The 25,252-nt window shown below is 37.8% G+C and carries 24 protein-coding genes and 1 other annotated feature; of the genes, 1 reads left to right on the forward strand and 23 read right to left on the reverse strand.

What is annotated here, in order from left to right; all coding sequences use genetic code 11:
• The first annotated feature begins 77 nt into the window (after nucleotides 1–77).
• The gene (locus NY607_RS14180) at nucleotides 78–1,283 is read left to right on the forward strand and encodes a helix-turn-helix transcriptional regulator (RefSeq protein ID WP_131521619.1); all 1,206 of its coding nucleotides are present in this window, start codon (nucleotides 78–80) and stop codon (nucleotides 1,281–1,283) included.
• A gap of 99 nt (nucleotides 1,284–1,382) precedes the next feature.
• Here NY607_RS14180 and ileS read toward each other — a convergent pair whose 3' ends face one another.
• The 23 genes from ileS to rsmH form a co-directional block, all read right to left on the reverse strand.
• On the reverse strand, nucleotides 1,383–4,151 hold the full coding sequence (gene ileS / locus NY607_RS14185; RefSeq protein WP_259419888.1) for an isoleucine--tRNA ligase: 2,769 nt from the start codon (nucleotides 4,149–4,151) through the stop codon (nucleotides 1,383–1,385).
• 112 nt (nucleotides 4,152–4,263) lie between these two features.
• Nucleotides 4,264–4,487 (reverse strand) — a binding site (T-box leader).
• A 96-nt stretch (nucleotides 4,488–4,583) separates the two neighbouring features.
• Nucleotides 4,584–5,108, reverse strand: a complete 525-nt coding sequence (locus NY607_RS14190; RefSeq protein WP_131521621.1) for a DivIVA domain-containing protein — start codon at nucleotides 5,106–5,108, stop codon at nucleotides 4,584–4,586.
• Between the two features lie 95 nt (nucleotides 5,109–5,203).
• On the reverse strand, nucleotides 5,204–5,992 hold the full coding sequence (locus NY607_RS14195) for a YlmH family RNA-binding protein (protein ID WP_237899562.1): 789 nt from the start codon (nucleotides 5,990–5,992) through the stop codon (nucleotides 5,204–5,206).
• Between the two features lie 169 nt (nucleotides 5,993–6,161).
• Entirely contained in the window at nucleotides 6,162–6,443 is a 282-nt protein-coding gene (locus NY607_RS14200) for a YggT family protein (RefSeq protein WP_004227322.1), read from the reverse strand.
• A gap of 20 nt (nucleotides 6,444–6,463) precedes the next feature.
• The gene (locus tag NY607_RS14205; protein WP_004227319.1) at nucleotides 6,464–6,961 is read right to left on the reverse strand and encodes a cell division protein SepF; all 498 of its coding nucleotides are present in this window, start codon (nucleotides 6,959–6,961) and stop codon (nucleotides 6,464–6,466) included.
• A complete protein-coding gene (locus NY607_RS14210; RefSeq protein ID WP_054549893.1) occupies nucleotides 6,945–7,649 on the reverse strand; it encodes a YggS family pyridoxal phosphate-dependent enzyme in 705 nt (234 codons plus the stop codon). Before NY607_RS14210 ends, NY607_RS14205 begins: the two co-directional genes overlap by 17 nt.
• Nucleotides 7,650–7,768: 119 nt before the next feature.
• A complete protein-coding gene (locus NY607_RS14215) occupies nucleotides 7,769–8,011 on the reverse strand; it encodes a PRC-barrel domain-containing protein (protein WP_225340754.1) in 243 nt (80 codons plus the stop codon).
• Nucleotides 8,012–8,142: 131 nt separating this feature from the next.
• A complete protein-coding gene (gene sigG / locus NY607_RS14220) occupies nucleotides 8,143–8,916 on the reverse strand; it encodes an RNA polymerase sporulation sigma factor SigG (RefSeq protein WP_004227313.1) in 774 nt (257 codons plus the stop codon).
• Nucleotides 8,917–9,030: 114 nt separating this feature from the next.
• The gene (gene sigE, locus NY607_RS14225) at nucleotides 9,031–9,738 is read right to left on the reverse strand and encodes an RNA polymerase sporulation sigma factor SigE (RefSeq protein ID WP_009373518.1); all 708 of its coding nucleotides are present in this window, start codon (nucleotides 9,736–9,738) and stop codon (nucleotides 9,031–9,033) included.
• 13 nt (nucleotides 9,739–9,751) lie between these two features.
• A complete protein-coding gene (locus NY607_RS14230) occupies nucleotides 9,752–10,585 on the reverse strand; it encodes a sigma-E processing peptidase SpoIIGA (protein ID WP_131521624.1) in 834 nt (277 codons plus the stop codon).
• A 182-nt stretch (nucleotides 10,586–10,767) separates the two neighbouring features.
• On the reverse strand, nucleotides 10,768–11,925 hold the full coding sequence (gene ftsZ, locus NY607_RS14235; protein ID WP_004224858.1) for a cell division protein FtsZ: 1,158 nt from the start codon (nucleotides 11,923–11,925) through the stop codon (nucleotides 10,768–10,770).
• 53 nt (nucleotides 11,926–11,978) lie between these two features.
• Complete coding sequence (ftsA, locus tag NY607_RS14240) at nucleotides 11,979–13,262, reverse strand: cell division protein FtsA (protein WP_004224856.1); 1,284 nt, start codon at nucleotides 13,260–13,262, stop codon at nucleotides 11,979–11,981.
• A gap of 95 nt (nucleotides 13,263–13,357) precedes the next feature.
• The gene (locus NY607_RS14245) at nucleotides 13,358–13,729 is read right to left on the reverse strand and encodes a small basic family protein (protein WP_004224852.1); all 372 of its coding nucleotides are present in this window, start codon (nucleotides 13,727–13,729) and stop codon (nucleotides 13,358–13,360) included.
• Nucleotides 13,730–13,732: 3 nt separating this feature from the next.
• Nucleotides 13,733–14,452 carry a DUF881 domain-containing protein gene (locus tag NY607_RS14250; protein ID WP_237899549.1) on the reverse strand — a complete coding sequence of 240 codons (720 nt, stop codon included), beginning with the start codon at nucleotides 14,450–14,452 and terminating at the stop codon, nucleotides 13,733–13,735.
• 123 nt (nucleotides 14,453–14,575) lie between these two features.
• Entirely contained in the window at nucleotides 14,576–15,304 is a 729-nt protein-coding gene (locus NY607_RS14255; RefSeq protein ID WP_131521626.1) for a DUF881 domain-containing protein, read from the reverse strand.
• Entirely contained in the window at nucleotides 15,282–16,115 is an 834-nt protein-coding gene (locus tag NY607_RS14260) for a cell division protein FtsQ/DivIB (protein ID WP_048394656.1), read from the reverse strand. Before NY607_RS14260 ends, NY607_RS14255 begins: the two co-directional genes overlap by 23 nt.
• A 21-nt stretch (nucleotides 16,116–16,136) precedes the next feature.
• Nucleotides 16,137–17,216 carry a putative lipid II flippase FtsW gene (gene ftsW, locus NY607_RS14265; RefSeq protein ID WP_131521627.1) on the reverse strand — a complete coding sequence of 360 codons (1,080 nt, stop codon included), beginning with the start codon at nucleotides 17,214–17,216 and terminating at the stop codon, nucleotides 16,137–16,139.
• 40 nt (nucleotides 17,217–17,256) lie between these two features.
• The gene (gene murD / locus NY607_RS14270) at nucleotides 17,257–18,606 is read right to left on the reverse strand and encodes a UDP-N-acetylmuramoyl-L-alanine--D-glutamate ligase (protein ID WP_131521628.1); all 1,350 of its coding nucleotides are present in this window, start codon (nucleotides 18,604–18,606) and stop codon (nucleotides 17,257–17,259) included.
• The gene (mraY, locus tag NY607_RS14275; RefSeq protein ID WP_131521629.1) at nucleotides 18,606–19,577 is read right to left on the reverse strand and encodes a phospho-N-acetylmuramoyl-pentapeptide-transferase; all 972 of its coding nucleotides are present in this window, start codon (nucleotides 19,575–19,577) and stop codon (nucleotides 18,606–18,608) included. The genes murD and mraY overlap by 1 nt, the downstream gene beginning before the upstream one ends.
• Before the next feature lie 125 nt (nucleotides 19,578–19,702).
• The gene (locus NY607_RS14280) at nucleotides 19,703–21,619 is read right to left on the reverse strand and encodes a stage V sporulation protein D (protein ID WP_103117543.1); all 1,917 of its coding nucleotides are present in this window, start codon (nucleotides 21,617–21,619) and stop codon (nucleotides 19,703–19,705) included.
• Nucleotides 21,620–21,676: 57 nt separating this feature from the next.
• Nucleotides 21,677–23,899, reverse strand: a complete 2,223-nt coding sequence (locus NY607_RS14285) for a penicillin-binding protein (RefSeq protein WP_131521630.1) — start codon at nucleotides 23,897–23,899, stop codon at nucleotides 21,677–21,679.
• The gene (ftsL, locus tag NY607_RS14290; protein WP_004224836.1) at nucleotides 23,896–24,267 is read right to left on the reverse strand and encodes a cell division protein FtsL; all 372 of its coding nucleotides are present in this window, start codon (nucleotides 24,265–24,267) and stop codon (nucleotides 23,896–23,898) included. The genes NY607_RS14285 and ftsL overlap by 4 nt, the downstream gene beginning before the upstream one ends.
• Nucleotides 24,268–25,218 (reverse strand): 16S rRNA (cytosine(1402)-N(4))-methyltransferase RsmH, encoded by a 951-nt coding sequence (rsmH, locus tag NY607_RS14295; RefSeq protein ID WP_048394669.1) that lies wholly within the window; start codon nucleotides 25,216–25,218, stop codon nucleotides 24,268–24,270.
• Nucleotides 25,219–25,252 lie beyond the last annotated feature (34 nt).

The following is a 25,252-nucleotide window of genomic DNA, read 5'->3' on the forward strand; positions in this document are numbered from 1 at the left end:
AATTGCTATTTTAAGTTAAAATATTTTTATCTTTTTATTCGTAGGGGGCTGGTAGCATTTTAAAGGTGGTATGGTATATGGAAAGCTCATTTGACAAGCTGCAGATGAGTGAATGGTTAAAAGAGGTTTTACCAAACGCTTTAGAGGAATGTAAAGTGCCAAAGCCAGAAGATGAGGTCATTATTGTCTATGAAGTCAATCGGTTATTTGACTGGGTAAAAATTAATCGATTAAAAAGAAACTATCCTAATAGTATTATTGTCCCGTTTGTTACAGAACACCTTACCTACTCGACTGGTATAGCAATTGAATTAGCTTTACCTGCACTTCTCATAAAACCATTACAAAAATCAAAATTTTTACGAATCGTAAAAAAACTGTATACGTCCTATCAGGAAAAAAAGGCGAGTACGCTTACAATACTTGAGCTATCACAACAAGTGTCCCAACAACATACCTCTCCATTTAGGGAAGCATTTTTAAAACGCCTGATCCGTGGAGAAATTGACAATGAACAAGAAATAATACAATCTGCTTCATTTTTATCGACAAGCTGTATTCCTAATATTGTATTTTTAATTCAAGGCTATATTGATGGGGATAATAAGAGAGCTGTCCCACACGATGCAAGTAGTCGTATTACAACTGTTTTTCGTCAGCACTTTGCGGAGAAGGCCTCATTATCCTTTTTACATTTTGAACGCTATTTATTACTTCTCATGCGAATTCCTACTGCTTATAACTCTTTCAAACATTGGACTGAGGGTGAAGCCTGTTTATTAGAGGTTATCGAGACCCTAAAAAGGGATTGTTCTATTCATCTTTTTATGGGAGTTGGAGGTGTATTTCAGGATGCTATGCAAGTGAAGGAATCCTATAGCCAGGCTAGAAAAGCACGTAGAAAACCACCTATCCATAATATACACATCCGATATTACGAAGATTTAACAAAGCATGAGCAGCTGCAAAAAGCTATTCAGTATATTGAAGAACATTACGACGAACAACTGACCATTCGTGATGTTGCAAAATATATTAACTTTAGCCCAACTCATTTTAGTAGACTATTTAAAAAAGAAACAGGTCGCAATTTTGTTGACTATGTTGCTTATACACGCATTATCAAAACCTTACCTTTTTTACGCAAGTACGACTACACCATAGAAAAAATCTCCTCCACCTGTGGCTTCAATACACCAAATTACTATAGCTTAACTTTTAAAAAATATGTAGGGATCTCTCCAACAGACTATCGCAATACGACAGAAATTTTATTTAAATAATGGAAAAGAATCTGCAAAACTTCCATGAAAAAAGCAAGCCTCCAACAAGGAGACTTGCACATCCTCTACATTTAAATGCAGATTCTTGTTATTTATAGATTAAACGTAATACTTTTCTACAACTTCTGCACAGCGAGCACATACTGTAGGTTGTGCTTCATTTGAACCAACTGTTTCAGAAATTGACCAGCAACGCTCACATTTCTCACCTGTAGCCTTCTCAACAACAATGGAAACATGCTCAAGTGCTAAAGCTTCAGCAGGTGCCTCCTCGATAGCAGCTACCTCAAAAGCTGAAACGATGGAAAGTTGTGCAAAGTCAATGTTGGCATCGTTCAATAATGCGACAACATCTTCTTTCGCGTAGACAGTGACTTTTGCTTCAAGTGATTTACCAATTGTTTTCGCATTACGTGCTTCCTCTAATGCTTTTAAAATATCATCGCGTACATCAATAATTTTTTCCCATTTTGTACGTAGGCTGTCAAAATTCGCTTGAACATCTACCTCTGGGAAATCTGTTAATTGAACAGAAACTTCTTCTACAATACCTTGAACATGTAAATAAGACCACATTTCATCCGTTGTATGTGGGATAATTGGTGTCATGATTTTTACTAATGTCATCAATGTATCATAAATAACTGTTTGCATCGCACGACGATCCTTATTGTCATGACCCTCGATATAGACTACGTCTTTGGCAATATCAAGATAGAATGAAGATAACTCTACAGCAACGAAATTATTGACTACATGATAGACAGCAGCAAAATCATAGCGATCATAGGCAGCACGCACAGTTTTTAAGACATCCTGTAAGCGCATATACACATATTGATCCATTTCACGAAGCTCAGCATAACTTACACGATCTTTCGTAGGATCGAAATCAGCAATATTGCCGTGCAAGAAACGGAAAGTATTACGAATTTTACGATACACCTCAGATACTTGCTTTAACATATCCATAGAGATGCGCACATCTGCTGTATAATCAACAGAAGCAACCCATAAACGAAGTATGTCTGCTCCATACTGATCCATTACTTTTTGCGGAATAATCACATTCCCTAAAGATTTACTCATTTTACGTCCTTCACCATCAAGTACAAAACCATGTGTTAAAAGTCCTTTGTATGGTGCATAGCCGTTAATAGCTACAGATGTAATAAGAGAGGAATTAAACCAACCACGATGTTGGTCAGAACCCTCTAAATAGAGATCAGCTGGATATTTCATACCACGTTCTACTAGTACACCTTGGTGTGATGAACCGGAATCAAACCATACATCCATAATATCATTTTCTTTTGTAAATTCGCCGTTCGGGCTACCTGGATGTGTAAAGCCTTCTGGTAATAACTCTTTTGCTGTTTTTTGGAACCAAATATTTGATCCATTCTCACGGAATAATGCTGAGACATGACTAATTGTTTCAGGTGTAATAATAGGTTCACCATTTTCAGCATAGAAAATCGGAATCGGCACACCCCACGCACGTTGACGTGAAATTACCCAGTCTCCACGATCACGAATCATATTATAAAGACGAGTTTCTCCCCAAGCTGGTGTAAATGCTGTTGCTTTTACAGCCTCTAATAACTCCCCACGGAATGCTTCAACAGATGCAAACCATTGTGGTGTCGCACGATAAATAACAGGCTTTTTCGTACGCCAGTCATGTGGATAGGAGTGCGTAAAGAAATCAAGCTTTTCTAACGCTCCTACTTCTTTTAGTTTTTCTGTGACGAGTTTATTTGCATCATTATAAAACACGCCTTCAAAACCAGGTGCTTCATCTGTATAACAGCCACTATTATCAAGAGGGCTAAGAATACCTAAACCATACTGTTTACCAATATGATAATCGTCTTCACCATGCCCTGGGGCTGTATGAACACAACCTGTACCCGCTTCAGCAGTTACGTGTTCACCTACCATAATAAGCGATTCACGATCGTAGAATGGATGTTGTGCTACAATACGATCTAATGCCTCTCCTTTTACCTCTTGGACAACCTCATAGTCTACCCATCCAAGCGTAGTTGCCACTGACTCTAATAACTCTTTGGCAATGATGAATTTTTTATTAGCCACTGCAACTACTACATAGATAAATTCAGGATTCAAAGAAATCCCTAAGTTTGCTGGTAATGTCCATGGTGTTGTTGTCCAAATGATAAATTTAGCATCTGCTGGAACAACACCCTTCGCATCCTTAATTGCAAAGCTTACATAAATGGATGGAGATTTGATGTCCTTATATTCAATTTCAGCTTCCGCCAAAGCAGATTCAGAAGAAGGAGACCAATAAACCGGCTTTAACCCTTTATAGATATAACCTTTTTCCGCCATTTTACCGAATACTTCAATTTGACGAGCTTCAAACTCAGGCTTTAATGTAATATATGGATTTTCCCAATCACCTCGAATGCCTAGACGGCGGAATTGGGCACGTTGATTGTCAATTTGCTCATAAGCATACTCTTCACAAAGTTGGCGGAATGCTGCTACTGACATCTCTTTGCGTTTTACACCTTTGTTAGTCAATGCTTGCTCAATTGGTAAACCATGTGTATCCCAACCTGGAATATAATTGACATGGTAGCCAGTCATGGAGCGATGACGTGTAATCATATCCTTCAATACTTTATTTAGAGCATGGCCGATATGGATATCACCATTTGCATAGGGAGGACCATCATGTAGAACAAATTCTGGTCGACCTTCCGTACGTTCCATCTGTAATTTGTTAATATCCATGCCATTCCATTTTTCTTGCATTTTTGGCTCATTTGCCGGTAAATTTCCACGCATTGGGAAATCTGTTTTTGGCATTAATAAAGTATCTTTGTATTCAACCATTAAAATTCCTCCTTTATTTTACACAAACAGGTAGACATTTTTCTCATAAGACAGTTATTGGCAAACTTATCTAAAACGATTCGGAAACAAACAAAAAAAGCCCTCAATCCCACTAAGGGACGAGAAGCTTCTACTCGCGGTACCACCCTAATTGTAGTACAAAAAATTGCACTACCTCTTAAAAGCACGTTTAACGTCGTGCATCACGAAATAACCTACTTTTTTCAGTTATTTAGCTCAGAAGTGATGTTCAATGCTAGTTGTATGTTTGGGCTCTCACTGTCCCCAAATCGCTTAACAACGCCTAACAAATACTGTCTTCGTCTCTGCTTTTATGCATATCTGTTCAAAATAATTACTATTACAAAGTATATGAAATTCAAACAATCGCGTCAAGTTTCATTTGTCAATTACAGCAATTAAAATGAAAAGTTAAATATCCTCAGAATCCTGTGCTTCTTCAACAGATGCTTGAATTTCTGTTAAATCGATATCATATTGCAGCAAATGATCCCAGTCATCTGCATTAAGTAAATCCAGCTGTGCTTCTACAAGCATCTTGAAACGATTACGAAATACCTTAGATTGCTTTTTAAGCTCATCAATTTCAATCGTCACCTTACGAGCCTTCGTCAAAGCTTCATTGACAATTCGATCAGCATTTTTTTCAGCTTCTTTTACAATGAGTTTTGCCTCTTTTTGAGAATTTCTTCTCACTTCATCAGCCGCTTCTTGTGCAACGACAATAGACTTCTGCAAAGTTTCTTCTAAGGAGTTGAAATGTCTCGCTTGTTCTAAAGCCATCTCTAATTGCTTATCAACCTCTTTTTTTTCACGAAGCAGAATTTCATAGTCTTTAATAATCTGATCTAAAAATTCATTTACTTCATCTTCAGCATAACCTCTGAAGGCTTTTGTAAACTCCTTATTATGTATATCAATAGGTGATAATGGCATACAATCCTTCTCTCCTTTACATGTACATTCGTAATTTCTATTATACAATTGTTCCGACAACTTAGCAGTAAAAATTAATGAAATTTACTTCACTTTCAGCTTTTTTGGGCCAATCGACCGACTTGAAGACGGATTTTATCTTTTTTAGTTCGGCCTTCAGTCATAATAATTTTCATCCGTCCACTTCCACGTATCGATAAAATATCTCCCTCCTGTAATTCAAAAGCAACTGTATCTCTTTCTGTCCAATTTACACGAACTTTTTTTCCAGTTATTAAAGCTTGAGCTTTTTGGCGTGATACATTTAATACAGTCGCAATAATTACATCTAAGCGCATGGAAGATACTGTATGAGATTCCTCCAACCATTCTTCCTCATTTACAATAAGGGAATCCGCTTCTTTTAAAGACTCAATATGCACCTTAACTTTACCAATACCTGTTAAATGTAACCGAACATATTCTGCTACCTCTTGGGCTACAACGAATTGCACCTGCTGATCATTTACCCGAATATCACCAAACTTGCCACGGTTTAAACCTAATGAAAGCAACGCACCTAAAACATCAGGATGTCGTAATTGGACAAATTTCACTGGATATTGAATCGTAAATGCCACTAACTGAAAGTCCTCCTCTATCACTTCATAGTAAGTAGGAAAAATAAGCATACGCTGCCTCTCCGCCTCTTCAAATAAACCTGTGCATGCAGTTTTTAGCGTATCATCTTGCCCGATAATCGATGTCACAATAAAACGCTGTCTTGGATCAAGAAAATCTGTCAGCTTAGGCGCATAACGATCTTCAACCTCACGCTGCCAGCTTATTACCTGTTCAATAAAGGGCTGTTCATCTTTTCGAAAATGCTGGATTAAGTGTTCCATCTTGTTGTCTCCTCTTTCACTAGTTCCTTTTTGCTTTGTTAGTTGGAAACTTAGTATTCCCAATTCATAACGTTTGGACGTCATTGTTTTAATATTTTTTATTAGTCGCTTTGTAGCGAGGATAATTAAAATAAATAAAAAATCCCCACCAAAACGTGAGGATTTATTTCTAAGCGAACATAAAATATATTTTCTGAATGACTATATAAAGCCCTCTTTCTATAAAATTCAGCATAAAGATGGCCACAATTGGCGAAATATCAATCATACCAAGAGGCGGAATGAATTTCCTAAAAATACCTAAATATGGCTCACAAACTTTTTCAAGCATGCGACCAATTGCTGAATTTTGAGCGGCAGGCACCCAAGACATTAAGATATATGCAATTAGCATGAATGAGTAAATCTTAAATGCTAATGATACATAACCAAGTATAATAAAAAAAGTCATATAAACTACAATCCTCGCTATTAATTATCGTCTAAAATAAAGTTTGTAATTTCACCAGTCACTTCTACATTATCTGGCGTACAAAGGAAGATATCTTTACCAATACGTTGAATATCTCCAGCAAGAGCATAGACTGTGCCACTTAAAAAATCAATAATGCGTTTGCCTTGCTCTCTTTCGATACGTTGCAAATTGACAATTGTTGCACGTTTATTTTTTAAATGCTCTGCGATATCTTGTGCTTCTGCATAAACTCTCGGTTCTATTAAAACAACTTTTGCTCCCTTAGAACTCATAGCTGCCTGCAAACTGACAATGTTATTAGGAGTTGCTGTGCTTTGTGGCATGATTTCATGAATAGGTGCTTTGCGTTCTTTCATCATTTTTTTTGGCTTAACTGAATGAATCGGTTGCTGTTGTTGTATGGGTTGTTGTTGCTGAATAGGAGCTTGCGTGATTTCTTCTTCTAATTCTTCTTCAAGGTAAAAGAAGTTTTTAATCTTATTTTTCATGCTCATCCTGTTCCCCTCTTTCATTTCCAACAAGAGCCGTTCCGACTCGAACAAAAGTAGCCCCTTCCTCTACCGCAATTTCAAAGTCATTAGACATGCCCATTGATAACTCGGTACAAGGTGCGTGTGCGAATCCTTGCTCGGCTATTTGCTGTTGACATTGTTTTAATTGCTTGAAAACAGAGCGAATAATTGCTTCGTTTTCGGTGTTTGGTGCCATAGTCATTAAACCTACAACTTGAATCTTCGTAAAACCTTTTAATGCTTCTACAAAAGGCAAAACTTCTTCGATAGTTAAACCATGTTTTGATTCTTCACCAGAAATATTTACTTGTACAAAACATTTAACAGGTTGTTCGGCTCTTTTTTCAATTTCTTCTGCCAAACTCAAACGATCTAAGGAGTGTAAATAATCAATGCTGTTAATCACTTGTTTTACTTTACGTGTTTGAAGCGACCCAATGTAATGCCAATGAACATCAGCATGTATCTCAGTAATTTTACGATGTAAGCCCTCTGGTCTGTTTTCTCCTAAATGAGTGAGCCCTGCTTCAATTGCTTCTTGTGTTCTTTCAACAGAAACTTCCTTCGTCACGGCAATTATTTGGACTTTTTCGCCCTCACGATTCCCTTTTTTTTCTGCTGCTGTTATTAAATCATTTAGTTTGTTTAAATTTGTTAAGATTTTTGTCACTGTTTTTCCCAACTTTACAACAATAGTTTCTTTTATTGTAACAAGCAATGCTTGATTTATCAATGAATAGCCTGACCTATGTCAGCATACAATTCTCACAATTTTAATGTGCCTATGTCTTAGGAAAGGGCTTTGACTAAAATGACATCCTTACCAACAACAAGCACATCCTTCATATACACTTTTCTCACAGACTCTTCACCTTTAAAAAAACCAAGATATTTGCGAGGCTCTGCAATCAAAAATGCTGTCACATAGCCTGTTTCTTTTGATACTTCAGCATCTATTACAAAGCCTATAAATCGTCCATTTCCTGCTTCAATGACTTCTTTTTGTTGTAACATCGAAAAACGCAATGACATACCTCCTCTATTGTTTACTTTCGTATAAACATTTCTACTACCATCAAACTTTGCTGTTACTTTATATTTATGTATCATTTGTTCATTGAATGAAGATAAAATGCGCACCGAATTATACGATGCGCATTTTTTTATTTGTAATCTTTTTGCATTGTTTCAATTGCATTTTTTTCAAGACGTGATATTTGTGCTTGAGAAATCCCAAGTTCTTTGGCAATCTCAGTTTGGGTCTCTCCATAATAAAATCGTTTGGCAACGATCATTTGCTGACGTTCATCTAGCTTTTGCAAGCTTTCCTTTACCGACACATAGGCAACCCATTGATCCTCTGATACATCATCATCACGTAATTGGTCCATCATATAAACGGCATCTCCGCCATCTGAATAAATGGGTTCCTGTAATGAAACTGGATCTTGAATGGCATCTAAAGCAAATAAAACGTCTTCCTTTTTCATGTCAATCATCTCGGCAATTTCTTCAATCGTTGGTTCTCGCAAATTATCGGTTATCCATTGCTCTTTTGCCTGCATTGCCTTATAAGCTATATCTCTTAGAGAGCGAGATACACGTAATGCATGATGATCACGCAGATGGCGACGAATTTCACCAATAATCATTGGTACAGCATATGTCGAAAATCTTACATTATGCTTTAAATCAAAATGATCAATGGCTTTCATGAGGCCAATACAGCCAACTTGAAATAAATCATCTGCCTGTTCACCTCTATAGGCAAATCTACCGACAATACTAAGCACTAACCTTAAATTGCACATCACAAGCTCTTCTCTAATCTCTGTTTCTCCAGCTTGCAATCGGATGAAGAGTTCCTTCATTTCCTCGTGCTTTAGAATTGGCAAAGTCGATGTATCTAAGCCGCAAAGATCTACTTTTGTTCGCATATTCGATTCCTCCGGATGTTATTCTCTGACTAAACCGTGACATCAGTTTGTCCGAGAGAAACAAGAATATGCACAAAAGCTGCGACCAATTTTAGGTAGGATAAATTTCCCTTTCTAAGAAATTGGTTGATTTAAATTTTCACGTAAATCTTGAATAATTTTCTTTTCTAAACGGGAAATATATGATTGCGATATGCCTAAATGATCTGCAACTTCTTTTTGTGTCATTTCAACTTTTCCATTGAGACCAAAGCGACATTCCATAATATAACGTTCACGCGCACCTAGTAAATTAATAGCGTGGAACATATGCTGACGTTCAATTTTTTTCTCTACATTATCTAAAATAATATGCTCTTCTGTTCCTAAAATATCTGACAGTAATAATTCATTTCCATCTGCATCAGAATTTAATGGTTCATCTAAGGATACTTCACCCTTCATACGACTTGTTTTTCGTAAATGCATTAAAATTTCATTTTCAATACAGCGTGATGCGTATGTTGCAAGCTTAATATTTTTATCCGTATTGAACGTCTCAATTGCCTTTATTAAACCAATGGAGCCAATACTGATTAAGTCTTCGATTGGCGTTCCCGTATTATCAAAACGTCTAGCAATATAAACAACAAGACGTAAATTACGTTCAATTAGTGTGTCTCTAGCTCGTAAATCACCATTCATAAAGGATGCAATGACTGTAACTTCTTCTTCTCGACTTAATGGCACTGGCAATGAATCATTTCCCCCTATATAGTACGTTTCACGACTCCGAAACTTACTCCATAATTTTTTCAAGCTAGCAAGTAGCCTAAGAAGCAATAGTTCTCCCCCTCTATGAGTTATTTGAAAGCGCTGAAAAATGTAAAATTGCTGCTGTGCTATGTGGAAAATTTTTAGCTTTTTTGGTTAATACGATATATTCATTCATTTTCACTTGCGAAGGCTCCCCCTTTATATGCCACTCATCAAAGCGAAAACCAAGGACAACGGTTTGCTGCTGTACTGTATTGACATGAATAAATCGTATATAACGCTGATAATCTTCTGAAAACATAGATACATTGTACGGATCTGTTTCTTGCCATTTCATTAATGATTCCCGGAACGCTGAAGGTAAATGTGGTCTCAAAGCAGTATAGGAAACAAAATGAACCGGCTTTCCTGATAATGGCTCAATGGCTTGATTTCCTGTATCTACAAAGGCAGAAAGTGGTATTTTTGCCCCAAAGATTGTTAAAGTTGTATCAAATACAAATTGACCACTTAAGCGTTCTAGCTTTACAAAACCCCATTGCTTATAAAATGCAATAAGATTTAAAACTGCAAGCAAAAAGCAAATCATAATGAAATGGGTGGCAGAAAGATTTTTTAAAAAAGGTTGTAGCGCTGTTAACAATCCGCCAATGACGATCGTTGCTGTTAATACAATCGGTCCTTGCTTCTGAAAGCTTCGAATCTTAAAGTGAAACGCTATACCAATTAACAATATAAAACTCAGAATTGTCGTCCACAGCATTTGACCGCCAATGACAGCTACAAAACTACTACAAATAGAACTCATTAATAATCTTGAATTTTTTACAAGGACTCCTGTTACTCTTGCCGTAAACGTGAGTATCGCTAGATTAAAAAGCGTATTAATGAGCACCAGCCATTCTCCATACATAACAGCCGCCTCCTACTTACAAAGTTAGCACGTTACTCCCACAAATATTGTCAAACAATCGCATCATTTCCTAAAAATGTTTTGACAAAAAACATGGTTTCCTTACACATTCGAACATCATGGCAGTCAATATAAAAAGCTCGTATTTTACATATGTAAAATACGAGCTTTTTAGAAGTTAATTAACCACGATTTTTGCGGTTACGTAAAAATGCCGGAACCTCAAGCATGTCATCCTGTGCATAATTTTGCTGATTTTGACGTGGCTGCTCATGTTGAACATGCATTTCTTGTCGTTGTTCACGAATAGGTGCTTGTTGCTGTGGAGCAGATTGTCTGTTCATGTTAAGTGTTGGTTTTGCTGTAGGTCGTTGTTGCTGTAAAGCTTCCTCGGTGAAGCCTGTCGCAATAACTGTAACAATAATTTCATCTTTAAGATTTTCATTAATTACAGAACCGAAAATCATATTTACCTCTTCATCTGATGCAGAAGCTACGATATCTGCTGCTTCTTGTACTTCAAATAAGCTAAGATTTGAACCACCTGTAATGTTCATAAGAACACCTTTAGCGCCATCAATGGATGATTCAAGCAATGGACTTGAAATAGCTTTCTTTGCAGCCTCAGAAGCTCGATTTTCCCCTGTTGCAATACCAATTCCCATTAAAGCTGAACCTTTGTTGGACATAATCGTTTTCACGTCTGCAAAGTCTAAGTTAATAAGACCAGGTGTAGCAATTAAATCTGAAATACCTTGTACACCTTGACGTAATACATTATCGGCTTCTCTAAAGGCTTCTAACATCGGTGTTGATTTATCAACTATTTGTAGTAGCTTGTCGTTTGGTATCACAATCAGTGTATCTACTGCTTCTTTCATACCGCCAATTCCACCGATTGCTTGTGTTTGACGTTTACGACCTTCAAAAGTAAATGGACGAGTGACAACACCTACTGTTAGGGCTCCCAATTCACGTGCAATTTGTGCAATCACTGGAGCTGCTCCAGTACCCGTTCCGCCGCCCATACCAGCAGTCACGAATACCATATCGGCGCCTCTTAAAACCTCTTCTAACTGTTCTCTGCTCTCTTCAGCAGCTTTTTTTCCTACTTCTGGATTTGCACCTGCACCTAATCCACGCGTTAATTTAGCCCCAATTTGTAGCCTTACTTCCGCTTTGGATAAATTTAATGCCTGTGCATCCGTGTTAACTGCGATAAAGTCAACACCCTGTACACCATGTTCTATCATTCGATTGACAGCGTTGTTACCGCCGCCACCAACACCTATGACCTTTATTACTGCAAGTTCGTCAACACTTGTATCAAATTCTAACATCTCTTTTTCCTCCCACGGTAACTCGACTCTGTATCATTCATTACGCATTCTAGTTAATCAAAAAACTTATCAAATAATTTTTTTGCTCTCCCAATTACGCTTTCTTTTGGTTCTGAAGGTGCAGAATACTCTTGCTTTTTGCTTATAGCTGGTTGAGCCCCTACAACTGCATATTCAACAGGCTGCGTATTCGTACTTTTACCGTAAAAATCATCTTCTAAATAGGCGTAACGAATAAGTCCAACTGCCGTCGCAAATGAAGGCTCTCTAACACCGATATAATCGGGTGTATAGATTCTAACACGCGTTTGTAGAATTTGACGTGCTAATTGGGCAATCCCCTCAAGCTTTGCAACACCACCAGTTAAAACTACACCGCCTGGTAAATCTCTAACACCTAAACGTGCTAATTCATCTATAACTAACTCTAGTAATTCTTCTAATCTAGCACCGATAATCTCCGATATATAGCGTTGGCTGTACTGATCAGTAGAATCTGTACCCACGACAGGCACTTCAAAGAGTTCATCATCTGATGCGTCATCATAAAAGGCATGTCCAAACTGGTGTTTAATTTGTTCTGCTTGTTCTGTTGGTGTTTTTAAAACGATTGAAATATCTTTCGTTATATGATCACCACCAACTGGTATGACACCCGTATGCGTTAATAATCCCTCTTCAAAAACTGCAATTGTTGTAGATCCGCCACCTAAGTCAATGAAGGCAGTTCCTTGGTTTTTTTCATCTTCTGTTAATGCAAAGTAGCCTGATGCTAATGGCTGCAAATATATTTCTCGTATACTTAAACCCGCTCGCTCAACACAGCGAAGAACATTGTGTAAAAGCGTTTTGGATGTCGTTATCATTGTTGCATCCATTTCAAGACGGATGCCAATCATACCACGAGGATCTTTAATTTCATCAAGGTTGTCCACAATAAACTGTCTTGGAATGATGTTAACTAATTCACGTTCAGGAGGTATTGACATGACTTGTGCAGATTCTACCACTCTGTCTAAATCATCATCTGTAATTTCTCTATTTTCACTATTTACAGCGACAACACCTTTAACTAGCTGTAACATCGTCTGGTTAGCTGGAACGCCTAAAACGACTTCATGGATTTGATAACCAGTCATTCGTTCGGCCTGTTCTATTGCTTTTCGAATAGATTGTACTGTTGCATCAATATCAACAATCGCACCTTTTCGAACTCCATTCGACTTTACATTTCCGACGCCAATTACATGTAATTGCCCGTCACTCATTTCACCTATTAATACCTTGACAGAGGAGGACCCAATATCAAGGGAAATGTATAAATCTTGCTGATTCAATTCGCTGCACCTCCTTGAAAAATGCTCTTGTTTTCATTCTATTGTAAACTTCGCATAATGTCTAAGCAAATCGAGTATTTTGGTCAATTTTTCTCTCATTCTATGGAAGTTTTTTTCCGCTTGTGACGTTTCTCATCTAACCGAGTTAGTAATATACGCCTAATGATTGCTATATTTTGGAATAAACGTACTCCGAAAGCGAAAATCGCTGCTAAATACAAATCTATCCCCAAATTCACTCCTATAAAAGCTAATCCTGCTGCTAGAACTATATTAAAAAAGAATCCTGATACAAAAACTTTATCATCGTAAACTTGCTGTAATTGAGCACGAATACCTCCAAATAATGTATCTAAAGCTGCTAAAACAGCTATTGACAGATAATTTTCATACATAGAGGGGATTTGTATATTTGTTAACAAGCCAAGGGCAAGTCCAAATATCAAACCTAAAAATGGTAGCCACATATATTAATCTCCTTTTTTTACCTCTGCTAAATAATCATTTGTCAACGGCTGATCAAATGCTGGAAGTTGTAACTGTTCAATTGGTTCTTCAATTACTAAATTAAAATTGTCTAAATAAAATGAGTCTATAAATGTTGAGGCCAGCAAGGAATTATACATTTTTTGCGCTGCTTTATAATCGCTTGTCCCAACAAATATCTCAAATGAAGGCGAAGACAGTGGTATACTGTTTACCGTTGTCTTACCATTGATATCACGTATGGCTGTTGTTTGTACTACACGATTACCATCAATTGAGACATTAGTAGCATTGTTCTTAAAAAGGGTATTCAATAATTGAGTTAACAAATCAGGTGAAATCTCTTGAATTTCATAGCCCATTTCTATCAGTTCAGGTGCAGGTTCAACTCGAAGTACAACACCTGGCCCTATAACTTCTGTTAATCCTGCTTGCAGCTTTAAACGATTTAATGTTTCATTTAAGGCTGCTTGCTGATTTACTTTTTCAGATTGCTCATAGCGATCCACTACTTCATGAAGTGAGCGAATTTCTGCCAGTAGTGCGGAATGTCTTTGTTTTTCTTGTGCTAATTCCTCTCTTATTGCCCAAATATCTCGTGTATCTCGCTCAGCTGGTTTTTGTATGGTATTGTATTGTACCGCTATCATCAAACCGATAATAAATAGCACGATCGTTATTCGGGTGTACATATTTCTTTTCAAAATAGCCCCTCCTAGACGTATCGTATGCCCCTCAGAATACGACTTTGCATTGTATAATTTTCTACAATCGACTATATAACTGGAGGCTAAATTAAACATGAAATTTAAAGTATAGAACTTGTCCTAACTTTCTATTTTTACTTTTGGCATGGTAAGCTTCTGATTTTCTTCAAGTGACACCACAATATTGTCATTTAATAATTGATCCACCACGCCCCCGTTTAAGTTTAAAGAAGCTATTAATGTATCTGAATCACCAACCGCTTCGATCACAAACGGAGCTGGATGTTGTGTACCATCAATTGTTATTACTGGGCCATTACAGCGAATATAAGAACTCGCTAATACACGTTGTCCATTAATAGCAATAGCTTGTGCGCCTGAAATTTTTAGTTCATTTAACAATTTAAATACATGACTTTCATGGACAATATAGTCATTTGGATTTAAGGATTTTGGATCATAGTCTCCATCTTGAAGGGTTATACGTATGCCCTTCCCCTCACTCTTTAGTTCACCGAGTAAAAGCCGTAAATCTTCTGCTTGCTCAACAAGCTTCTTATAGTCCTTTTCGTTTGAAGCAAAGGATTTTTCATACTTTCGAATTTGTTCTTGTAAATTATTTAGTTCTTCCGTGAGTTCTTTATTGCGCTCTTGTTGAGTGATTAGCTCCTCACGATAAGAATCTTCTTGCTCAAAAAGCTCAGAATTAAGAGTGCCTGCTTCTCGATTATCTTTCGCCTGGTTGTATGAATAGCCGATGATAAATCCTGTTGTTACACAAACAATTAGTAATTCGAATTGTTTTCTAGTAAAAAAACTACCTTTGCTATTCGTCTTCTTGTTGTTCATCTTCTGTCACTTCCTGGTTAACCATTTCACCATCTGCATTTACTTCCATGTCAATACTAATCTTGTTGTATTCCTCGTTAAAGGGACGATAGTATGAACCGACCTCTAAATCAATCACACCTTTTTCTAAGTTAGCAATTTGTGCGACAATAGAGGGGTAGTAATTTAACTTTTCCGCTAGTGTCTGAATAACAGCACGTACTTCGTAGCCATCATTCATATAAAGCTTGACTGCATTTGGATTTGCTTCATTACTATTCGTGTTAACCTGAGAAATTAAAGCTAATACTTCTGGCTTTAATTGTGCTAGCTGTTCAACAAGCTTATTAATTGTCTTTTCACCAGTTATCCCGATAAAAACAGGTGCATCAATGGGTGTATCATTTCCCGTTTGTTCAAAGCGCTTGCCGTTTTCTAGCAAAGGATAATAAGTCCCATCTCCAGCTAAGTACGCAACTTTTTTCCATTCTTTAATATCAATTGTTACGCCTTGTAGCCAGTTACGGTTAACCTGTACTTCTTTTACCCATTTATCCTTTAATAAAATCTGCTCAATATCTTCCACTTTGAAACTCCACATTGATTTTCCTGGTGCAAGAGTACTTGCCTCCAAATAATATTGGTCATTCGCTAGCTTAGCACCATTGACTGTAATTTTATTGATGTTACTGTATGGAGACTGAAAATAAAGGAGTACTGCTAACACAATAAAGAAAAGTAATATTAGCACTATAAATTTCCGGTTTGTACGCTTTTTTCGTCGCTTTTTTAGCGTAGGTATGCGTTCTTCTATATCAATTACTTTCTCCACAAAAGTACTCCTCCTTTATATTTATTTCGCTAATTGATAAATAATACCTATTATTAACCACATTGTTACTAAAGATGTTCCACCATAGCTAATAAAAGGTAATGTAACACCCGTTACTGGCACTAAACCTATTACTACGGCTATATTTAGAAAAGCCTGCACCATAAGCATTGTGACTAGCCCGATTATCGCATAATAGGACGTTCGGTTTTTAGCCTGTACAGCAAATCTATAGCCTGCATAAATCGTTAGTACAAAAAGCGCTAAAATAACGAGGCCACCAATCAATCCAACTTCTTCTAAAATAATGGCGTAAATAAAATCATTTTGAGGCTCTGGTAAATACAGAAACTTTTGTCGGCTTTGTCCAAAGCCATGCCCAAAAATTCCTGCTGGACCGATAGCCATTAAAGATTGCACCGCTTGGAACCCACTAACCAAGGGATCAGCCCATGGATCAAGAAATGCTTCTATACGCTTTAGACGATAAGGCGCTGTCGCTATGAGACCTACTAATCCAGCGACGCCAGCAAGCATAATCATAGCGTATAGTTTGAGCGGATAGCCAGCGACAAAAAACAATAAAAACACAGATACAACGAGAATAAATACTGAGCCAAAATCCGGCTGCAACATGATAAGAACAACAGGAAGTAACAGGATGAAACCATGTCGCCAGTTAACAACAGGAGTGCCCGTTTTATGTTGGGCTAATATATGGCTCAAGTACACAATGACGGTAATTTTCGTTAGCTCTGCTGGCTGTATTGTTAATGGACCTACACCAATCCAGCTTTGCGAACCATTTCGCACCAATCCTATACCAGGAATCAGTACGAGAACGAGTAAAATTAACGAAAATATATAGGCCATTTTCCAAAAGGACTGCTCTCTCAAAATATTTAATCGAATCGTGATTAAAAATACGATAATGGCTACCACAAAGTATACGCTTTGCTTCACATAAAACGGCATTTTTCCACTATAATGAACGGCACTCCAATAGGTACCTGCAGAATAGACGAAAATAATGCCGATTATTGATAGCATCAAAGTTGTGACGAGCAATAAGTAGCTTTCTTTACCTCTCAGTAATGCCATCCTTCCAAGTCAAGTATATTCTAAAATAGTTACAGGCTCATTACAGCTTCATTACAGCATCAATAAAAACATCTCCACGTATTTCAAAGCTGTCATATTGATCCCAACTTGCACATGCTGGAGATAGTAAAATAACATCTCCTTCTGAAGACATCGGTGCTGCATATTGAACAGCATCTTCTACATTTTGAGCAATGACGGTATGTTCGACACCACACGATTTTGCAAATTCTACAAATCGTAAGCCAGTTTCTCCAAACGCAACAACACCCTTTACATGACTCATACAAGGGCGAAGTTCTTCGAAAGAATGTCCACGATCTAAGCCACCTGCGAGTAAAATGACAGGAGCTTGGAAAGCATCTAAAGCACTCTTTGTCGCTAAACAGTTCGTTGCCTTAGAGTCGTTGTAAATCTTACGACCGTTCCATTCACGTACGAATTGTGTACGGTGTCTAACTCCACCAAATGTCGCTAAAACCTCTTCCATCTTCTCTTTGTCACAGCCAACTAAAATACAGGCTGCCACAGCTGCTAGGATGTTTTCTAAATTATGCTTACCAGGCAAGGCAATGCTCGCGCGATCCATGTATGGTTCACCTTGCCAATAAATTGTTGTATCATCTGCACTAATCCCATTTGCAGTACGCCCCTTCGAACTGAATGGAATCTTCTGTGCATGAGATTGTGCTGCATATCCAACCACTATCGGTTGGTCGGCATTATAAATAAAATAATCACTGTCATCTTGATTACGAGTTACGCCAAACTTCGCTTCAGCATAGTTATTAAATGTTCCATGATAATCTAGATGCGCATCATAAAGATTTGTCAAAATAGCAATTTTAGGCTTAAATGTTTTGATCCCCATCAATTGGAAAGAAGACAATTCTGTTACAATGATATCATCTTGATTAGCTTCTTTTGCGACGCCACAAGCAACTGTCCCAATATTTCCAGCAATTAACGGATTTTTACTTCCGTTACTTAACATGTCGAATATTAAAGTTGTCGTCGTTGTTTTGCCATTTGAGCCTGTTATACCAATAAATGGTGCATCACTAATTAAAAAAGCTAGCTCAATCTCTGTCCAGACTGGAATCTCTCGACTAAGGGCATCAGCCACAATTCGATTGCTATAAGGTATACCTGGATTTTTTACCACTAACTCAAAGCCTTCATCAAGTAAATCTTCAGGATGGCGACCACAGATTACAGTAATCCCCTTCTGTAATAGCCCTTGTGCATCTGGACTTTCATCAAATGGTTTTGAATCATTTACTGTTACAAATGCACCAAGCTCATGTAAAATTTCCGCAGCGGCCACACCACTTTTTGCTAGACCTAACACAAGTACTTTTTTATGTTGTAAATCTGTATAGTTTTTCATTAGAACGCCTCCGATAAGACTGCAATTAATGCTACTGCTAAGGCAGTTGACCAGAAGACAAGTACTACTTTCCATTCTGACCAACCCGATAATTCAAAATGATGATGAATAGGGCTCATTTTAAAAATACGCTTTTTTCGAAGCTTAAAGCTACCTACCTGCAAAATAACGGAAAGTGTTTCGATCACAAACACTAAACCAACTAGTAAAAGCAAGAATTCTTCTTTTACTAAGACAGATACCATAGCCAATGCTCCACCTAATGCTAATGACCCCGTATCCCCCATAAATACCTTTGCAGGATTTGCATTAAATAATAAAAAGCCTAATAAAGCACCTGTTACAGCAAACGAAAATAGTGCAATATCTGCCTGACTTTGGAATAGCGCAATAACACCGAATGCTGCAAAGGCAATGGAGGCAGTACCCGCCACTAGCCCGTCTAGTCCATCTGTCAAATTCACTGCATTGGAGAAGCCTACTAACCAGAAAATTAAAAAGGCTACATAGAATACGTCAAGATCAATTGTCCACTCCGTAAAAGGAATAGCTAACGTTGTATCAAACGATCCTACATGTAGAAGGAAATACGCAAGAATAGCAATAACAATTTGACCAATCAATTTTTGAAGAGAGGTTAAACCTAAATTTCTTTTAAATACAACCTTTAAACCATCATCTAATAAACCTATTAAGCCGAATCCTGCTAATACTAATAAAAGTACTACGGTCTGTGTCGTTAATAAATCTAAAAAGCTACCTACACCAACAGTTGTTAGGAGGATGGATATTAAGAAAATGATTCCCCCCATTGTTGGTGTACCAGCTTTTTTCATATGTGATTTTGGTCCCTCTTCTCGAATACTTTGCCCAAACTTGAGACGACGAAGAAGTGGAATACTAATTGGTGCCAGGATAACTGTTACTATAAAAGCAAGAGCTAAAATGGTAAGTGTTGTTGCGAGTTTCATTGAAAAATCTCCTTTAAATCTTGTTTCACTTTCTTCTTTAAGAAAAAAGCATTAACTTTCATTTTATTATTACTACCCTTCATAATAATAGTGGTTCTTTCCCAATTTTTAAAGGTAAAGTTATTTTAGTTCTCCAAATATAAATGAATGGTACCATCTTGTTTGATAACACTATCCACTTCAGGTAATTGATTACCAATTTTAGTCCCTTCTCCATGCCATTCAATACGGAATGGATAAAATTGCTTGGCAATATCATCCTTTGTTTGACCAATAAAATTCGGTACCTTCACAGTAATTGGGTCACCATAACGATAATCCTTTTCCAGTTGTTCCTTCGATTTTTCAATACCTACAAAAGGCGCAACATCCTCAATAATTTGCCCCACTATAGGTGCTGCTACAACACCACCAAACTGGGTTGTCTTTTTCGGATTGTCAACAGCTACATAGACAACAATTTGCGGATTGTCTGCTGGTGCAAAGCCAATAAAGGATACGATGTATTCTCCACTTTTATAACGGCCATTTTCAACTTTTTGTGCTGTCCCAGTTTTACCACCAATGCGCAGTCCATCTCGAAAGGCTTGTCGACCTGAACCATTCGCTACTACTGATTCCAAAGCACCTCGAACCTTAGCAGAGGTTTCTTCACGAATTACCTGATTTTTAACAACTGGTTGTGTTTCTTGTATGACTTCTCCTGTATTTGGATTAAATACCTTTTTCACAACATATGGCGTATAAAGCTTGCCTCCATTTATGGCAGCAGCTACTGCTTGAACTTGTTGAATAGGTGTCACGGCTACCCCTTGCCCGAATGAAGTGGTGGCCTGCTCAACAGGACCAAAGGCATCCTTAGAAAATAAAATACCCGATGCTTCACCAGCTATATTAGACCCTGTCTTTTTTCCAAAACCAAAGTCTTTAATATATTGTAGTAGTCGTTCATTGCCTAGGCGCTGACCTAATTCTATAAAGCCTGGGTTACAGGAGTTCTCAACCACCTCTAAAAAGGTTTCATGCCCATGTCCTTCACGTTTCCAACAGCGAAGCTTTGCACCCGCCACCATCGTATAACCTGGATCATAAAAGGTTTCATGCTCCAAATCCACTAGGTTTTCTTCCAACGCAGCACTAAGGGTAATAATTTTAAAAGTAGAACCTGGCTCATACGTCATCCATACAGGTAAATTTCGATTGTAGATGGCTGGCTCTACTAATTGATATTCAGCTGGATGGAAAGTAGGATAAGAGGCTAATGCCAAAATTTCGCCAGTGTTTGGATTCATCGCAATCGCTAGTGCTTGGTCAGCTTCATAGCGCTTCATTGCTTGCGACATCTCACGCTCTACGACTTGCTGTACATCAACGTCAATTGTTAGCTCGATCGTAGCACCATCCTCTCCTGCTTTCCAAGCACTTGAAACATTAGGCAAATTATTACCTTTTGCATCTGTAAAGAGACGGATCGCAGAAGAATTAGCCTGCAGAAATTTATCATATTCATATTCTATTCCAGCTAATCCTTGGGCATCATACCCTGTAAAACCTAAAAATCGAGATAATAGCGTGCCGTAAGGATAATCCCTAGAATAATCAACACCACTATATAACCCTTCAATTTGCATGCCTTGTAATTCTACTGCTTTTTCATAAGGTATATTTTTGCCTTCAGGTGCTAGTTTCACTAAGTACGCTTTTTTTTGCATTTTCTCTAATAGCTTCGCCTTATCCACTTCGAGAACCTGGGCAATTTTTTCAGCAGCTCCTTCAATATCATTGCTTTGTGAAGGCATGAAATATAAAGTAGGCGCTAGCTTATTAGTTACAATACTCTCTCCATCTCGATCTGTTATATGCCCTCGTTCATTCGCAAATGGAATTTCCCTGTCCCAGTTCTCCTCTGCCTTGGTAGTCAATTCTTTTTGATCTAACACTTGCAAAAAGAACAACCTAACAACAATTGCCACTGCTACACACATAAACAACACATATAAAATACGTAAACGCTTTTTAGAATGGATAGAAATCCACTTCATTCGACATCACACCTTGTTTTTTACAACGTATGAAATAAAGTGGACTTCTATTCAGTATTATTCATCCTCTACTTCTTCAACTTCGCCCTCAGAGGCAGCTTCAACGTCTTGTACAAAGCTTTCGGCAGGTGTTTTAAGCTTAACAACAATCGGGGAACTATCAGTGATGACGGTTCCAGCTGAAACGCTTTGACTTGCTACAAAACCTTCGCCGAATATTTCCATCTCTAGTCCAGTCATAGATTTGAAGACTAGTAAATTACGTAATGACCAATTCGTAAAGTCTGGCAATGTTACCTCGCCATCTGTCTTTAAAAATACAAAACTACCTTTTACCAGTTTTTGAGTGTTCGATGGATATTGTTCAATAATTTTACCACCACTACCAACAACAATTGGTTGTAAACCATCATTGGCTAATTCTACTTCAACCGCTTCAGCACTTTGACCTGTAAAGTCCTGAATGCTGACTTTATTGACATGTTGAACATCGTCTGGATTGATATTAAGGTGCTTTAAGCTATTTAACATAACTGGATTAAAGACTTTTGATACTGGTACAGATCCAAGCTCATTGTTCAGCTTAGGTTTTTTCACTGAGACATATACAATTAGCTGTGGATCATCTACAGGAGCCAAGCCTAAAAATGAATAAAGGTATTGGTTTGAAAGATATCCACCACTAGCTTTCGGAATTTGGGCAGTCCCCGTTTTCCCTGCAACCTCATAATCCTCCAATATAAAATCCTTCGCTGTCCCATGTTTTGATGTTAATGTTGAAGCTAGGATTTCTCGTACTTGTTTCGCTGTATCAGCTTTAATCGGCTGTCCTTTTTCAACTGGTTCATGATTTTGAATAATTTTCCCTGTAGAAGAATCAACAATACGGTCGATAACATACGGTTGCATCATCTTGCCATCATTCGCAATAGCAGTCATCGCTTGGATTAACTGAATAGGTGTTACTGTTGAACCTTGGCCGTAAGTTGTTGTTACTCGTTGAATAGGGTACTTCGATAAAATAGTACCCGCTGCTTCATTCGGTAAATCAATTCCCGTTTTGTGCCCAAAACCAAAGCGATCCAGATAATCAATAAATACGTCATCGCCAATCTTAGTTAATAAATGGGCCATACCAGTATTGGCAGAGCGTTGAAAACCTTCTAAATAAGTAATTGGACCCCAACCATATCTATTGTGATCTCGAATCGTACGGTCAAATACTGTATATGAACCTGACATAAACCTATCATTCGGTGTCCATTTTCCAGTATCGATAGCTGAAGCAAGCGTGAAAGTTTTCATCGTTGAGCCAGGCTCAATTGTCTCCTCAATCACCTCATTCAGCCACTTCATATTTTGACTTTCACGTGTTTCTGGGTTAAATGTAGGACGCTGTGACATTGCTAAAATCTTCCCAGTCTTCGGATCTGCTACTACCGCGGTCATGGACTCAGGATTATATTCCTGTTCAACCTTTGTCATTGCTTCCTCTAAGAAGCTTTGGATTGTTTTATCAAGTGTTAAATAAATGTCGTCCCCATTTTTTGCAGGTGTAATCATTTTCTCACTGTTTGGAAGCAAATAGCGGAAAGCATCTGTCTCATATTCCACCTTGCCATTAACGCCTGTTAATTCTTTATCATACGTATATTCTAGACCCATTTCTCCCTTGGTTGTAACCGTGCCATCTTCATTATCTTTTTTGAGAGCATAGCCAATTAAATGAGAGGCAAATACACCATTTGGATAATACCGTTTTAAGTCACTCACAAAGAGAATTCCTGGTAATTTTTCTTCCTTTATTTTACTCATGACCTCGTGACTAATGCCACGGCCTGCGCTACCAAACTCAACTTGATATAAAGGTTCACCATCACTTCTATATCGATTGTTCAATTTTTTAACAATCTCGTCTTCCTTTTCCTTCATCGCTGGAATATATTTCGCTAGTACTTTTGCCGTTTTCTCCGAATCTACTACATGTCGAGGATTCTTTGGATCTGTTGTAGCCTTTTCGCTTACAATGGCAATCATGCGATAACTCAATGTATCCTCTGCAATTACTTGTCCATTTTGATCATAAATCTTCCCACGATTAGCTGTAATTACACTTTCCTTACCATACTTAGCTGCTGCTCTCGCTGCAAGCTCTTGTCCTTCCACTTCACCTGTAGCCTGTAATGTCACCATTCTTGTGAATAATAGAAAAAAGAGCCCTCCATAAAAAATTAATAATAGAAAGGCTCCCCATTGGAATCGAAATCTCTTTTTTTTCATTCTCCCGGCACTACCTTTACATTTTTCTCATTTTGAGTTAAACCGAGTTCTTTGGCTTTTTTCCATATGTTTTCGTATGTAGAAAGTTCACTTACACGAACCGTTAAGTCAACATTCTGTTTCGCAATCTCTTCTGCTTCTGATTCGATTTTTTGAATGTCTATACTTGTTGTTTGAATCGCTGCTTGTTTATTTAATACAAGAATTCCTAGTACAGCAATAATGCCAATTAAAACAATTAGCATTGTCTTTTCAAACTTCTGGTTCGTTTTTTTACGACGTATGATAGTGGGTTGTGGACTAGGTGGTGTTATCGGTTGTTGCACTTGTTGATGTTGGTGCTGTTGCCTTACACGAACTGCTGCCATTTACTCACGCCCTTTGTCGTTAATTTTCTCCACCACTCTAAGCTTCGCTGAACGCGCACGATTATTAACTGCCAATTCTTCATCAGAAGGAATAATAGGCTTTCGTGTAATAAGCTTTAAAGTTGGCTTCATGTCATCAGGAATTACAGGTAAATTTGGCGGTAATTCCGGTAATGATGACGCTTCCTTAAAGATTGTCTTGCATAGGCGGTCCTCCAATGAATGGAACGTAATGACACTAATGCGCCCCCCTACGTTAATCATATCAATCGCATCGACTAATGAATCCTCTGCTGCGCCTAGCTCATCATTAACAGCAATTCTTATTGCTTGGAAAATGCGCTTTGCCGGATGTCCACCTTTTCGGCGTGCCGCTGCTGGAATACCCTCTTTAATTAATTCTACAAGTTGACCAGTTGTTTCAATCGGCGCTGTTTTTCGTGCCTCTTCAATTTTACGAGCAACTTGTTTAGAAAATTTTTCTTCTCCATAACGGAAAAATATACGAACAAGATCTTCGTATGCCCATTGATTAACAACATCTGATGCTGTCAGTGTTGCAGTTTGGTCCATACGCATATCAAGTGGTGCATCGTGGTGATAACTAAAGCCTCTCTCAGGTGTATCTAATTGTGGAGAAGATACGCCTAAGTCATATAAAATACCATCAACCTGCTTAATGCCATGAGCTAATAGTTCTTCTTTTAAGTAACGGAAATTCGAATGGATAAATGTAACACGCTCTATATAAGGTGCTAATCGAATTTTCGCATTTTCAATAGCCGTCATATCTTGATCAAAACAAATTAAGCGGCCTTTATCTGATAATTGTTGTACTAGATATTCACTGTGTCCCGCACCACCTAGTGTACAGTCCACATATACACCATCAGGATCTATGTTCAACCCATCAACAGTTTCTTTTAATAACACGGTTGTATGATCGAACATACCACTCGCTCCTCTCAGGCCTTAACCTCATTCA

The organism is Lysinibacillus sp. A4, assembly GCF_024919535.1.
In the GTDB taxonomy this organism is placed as follows: Bacteria; Bacillota; Bacilli; order Bacillales_A; family Planococcaceae; genus Lysinibacillus; species Lysinibacillus capsici.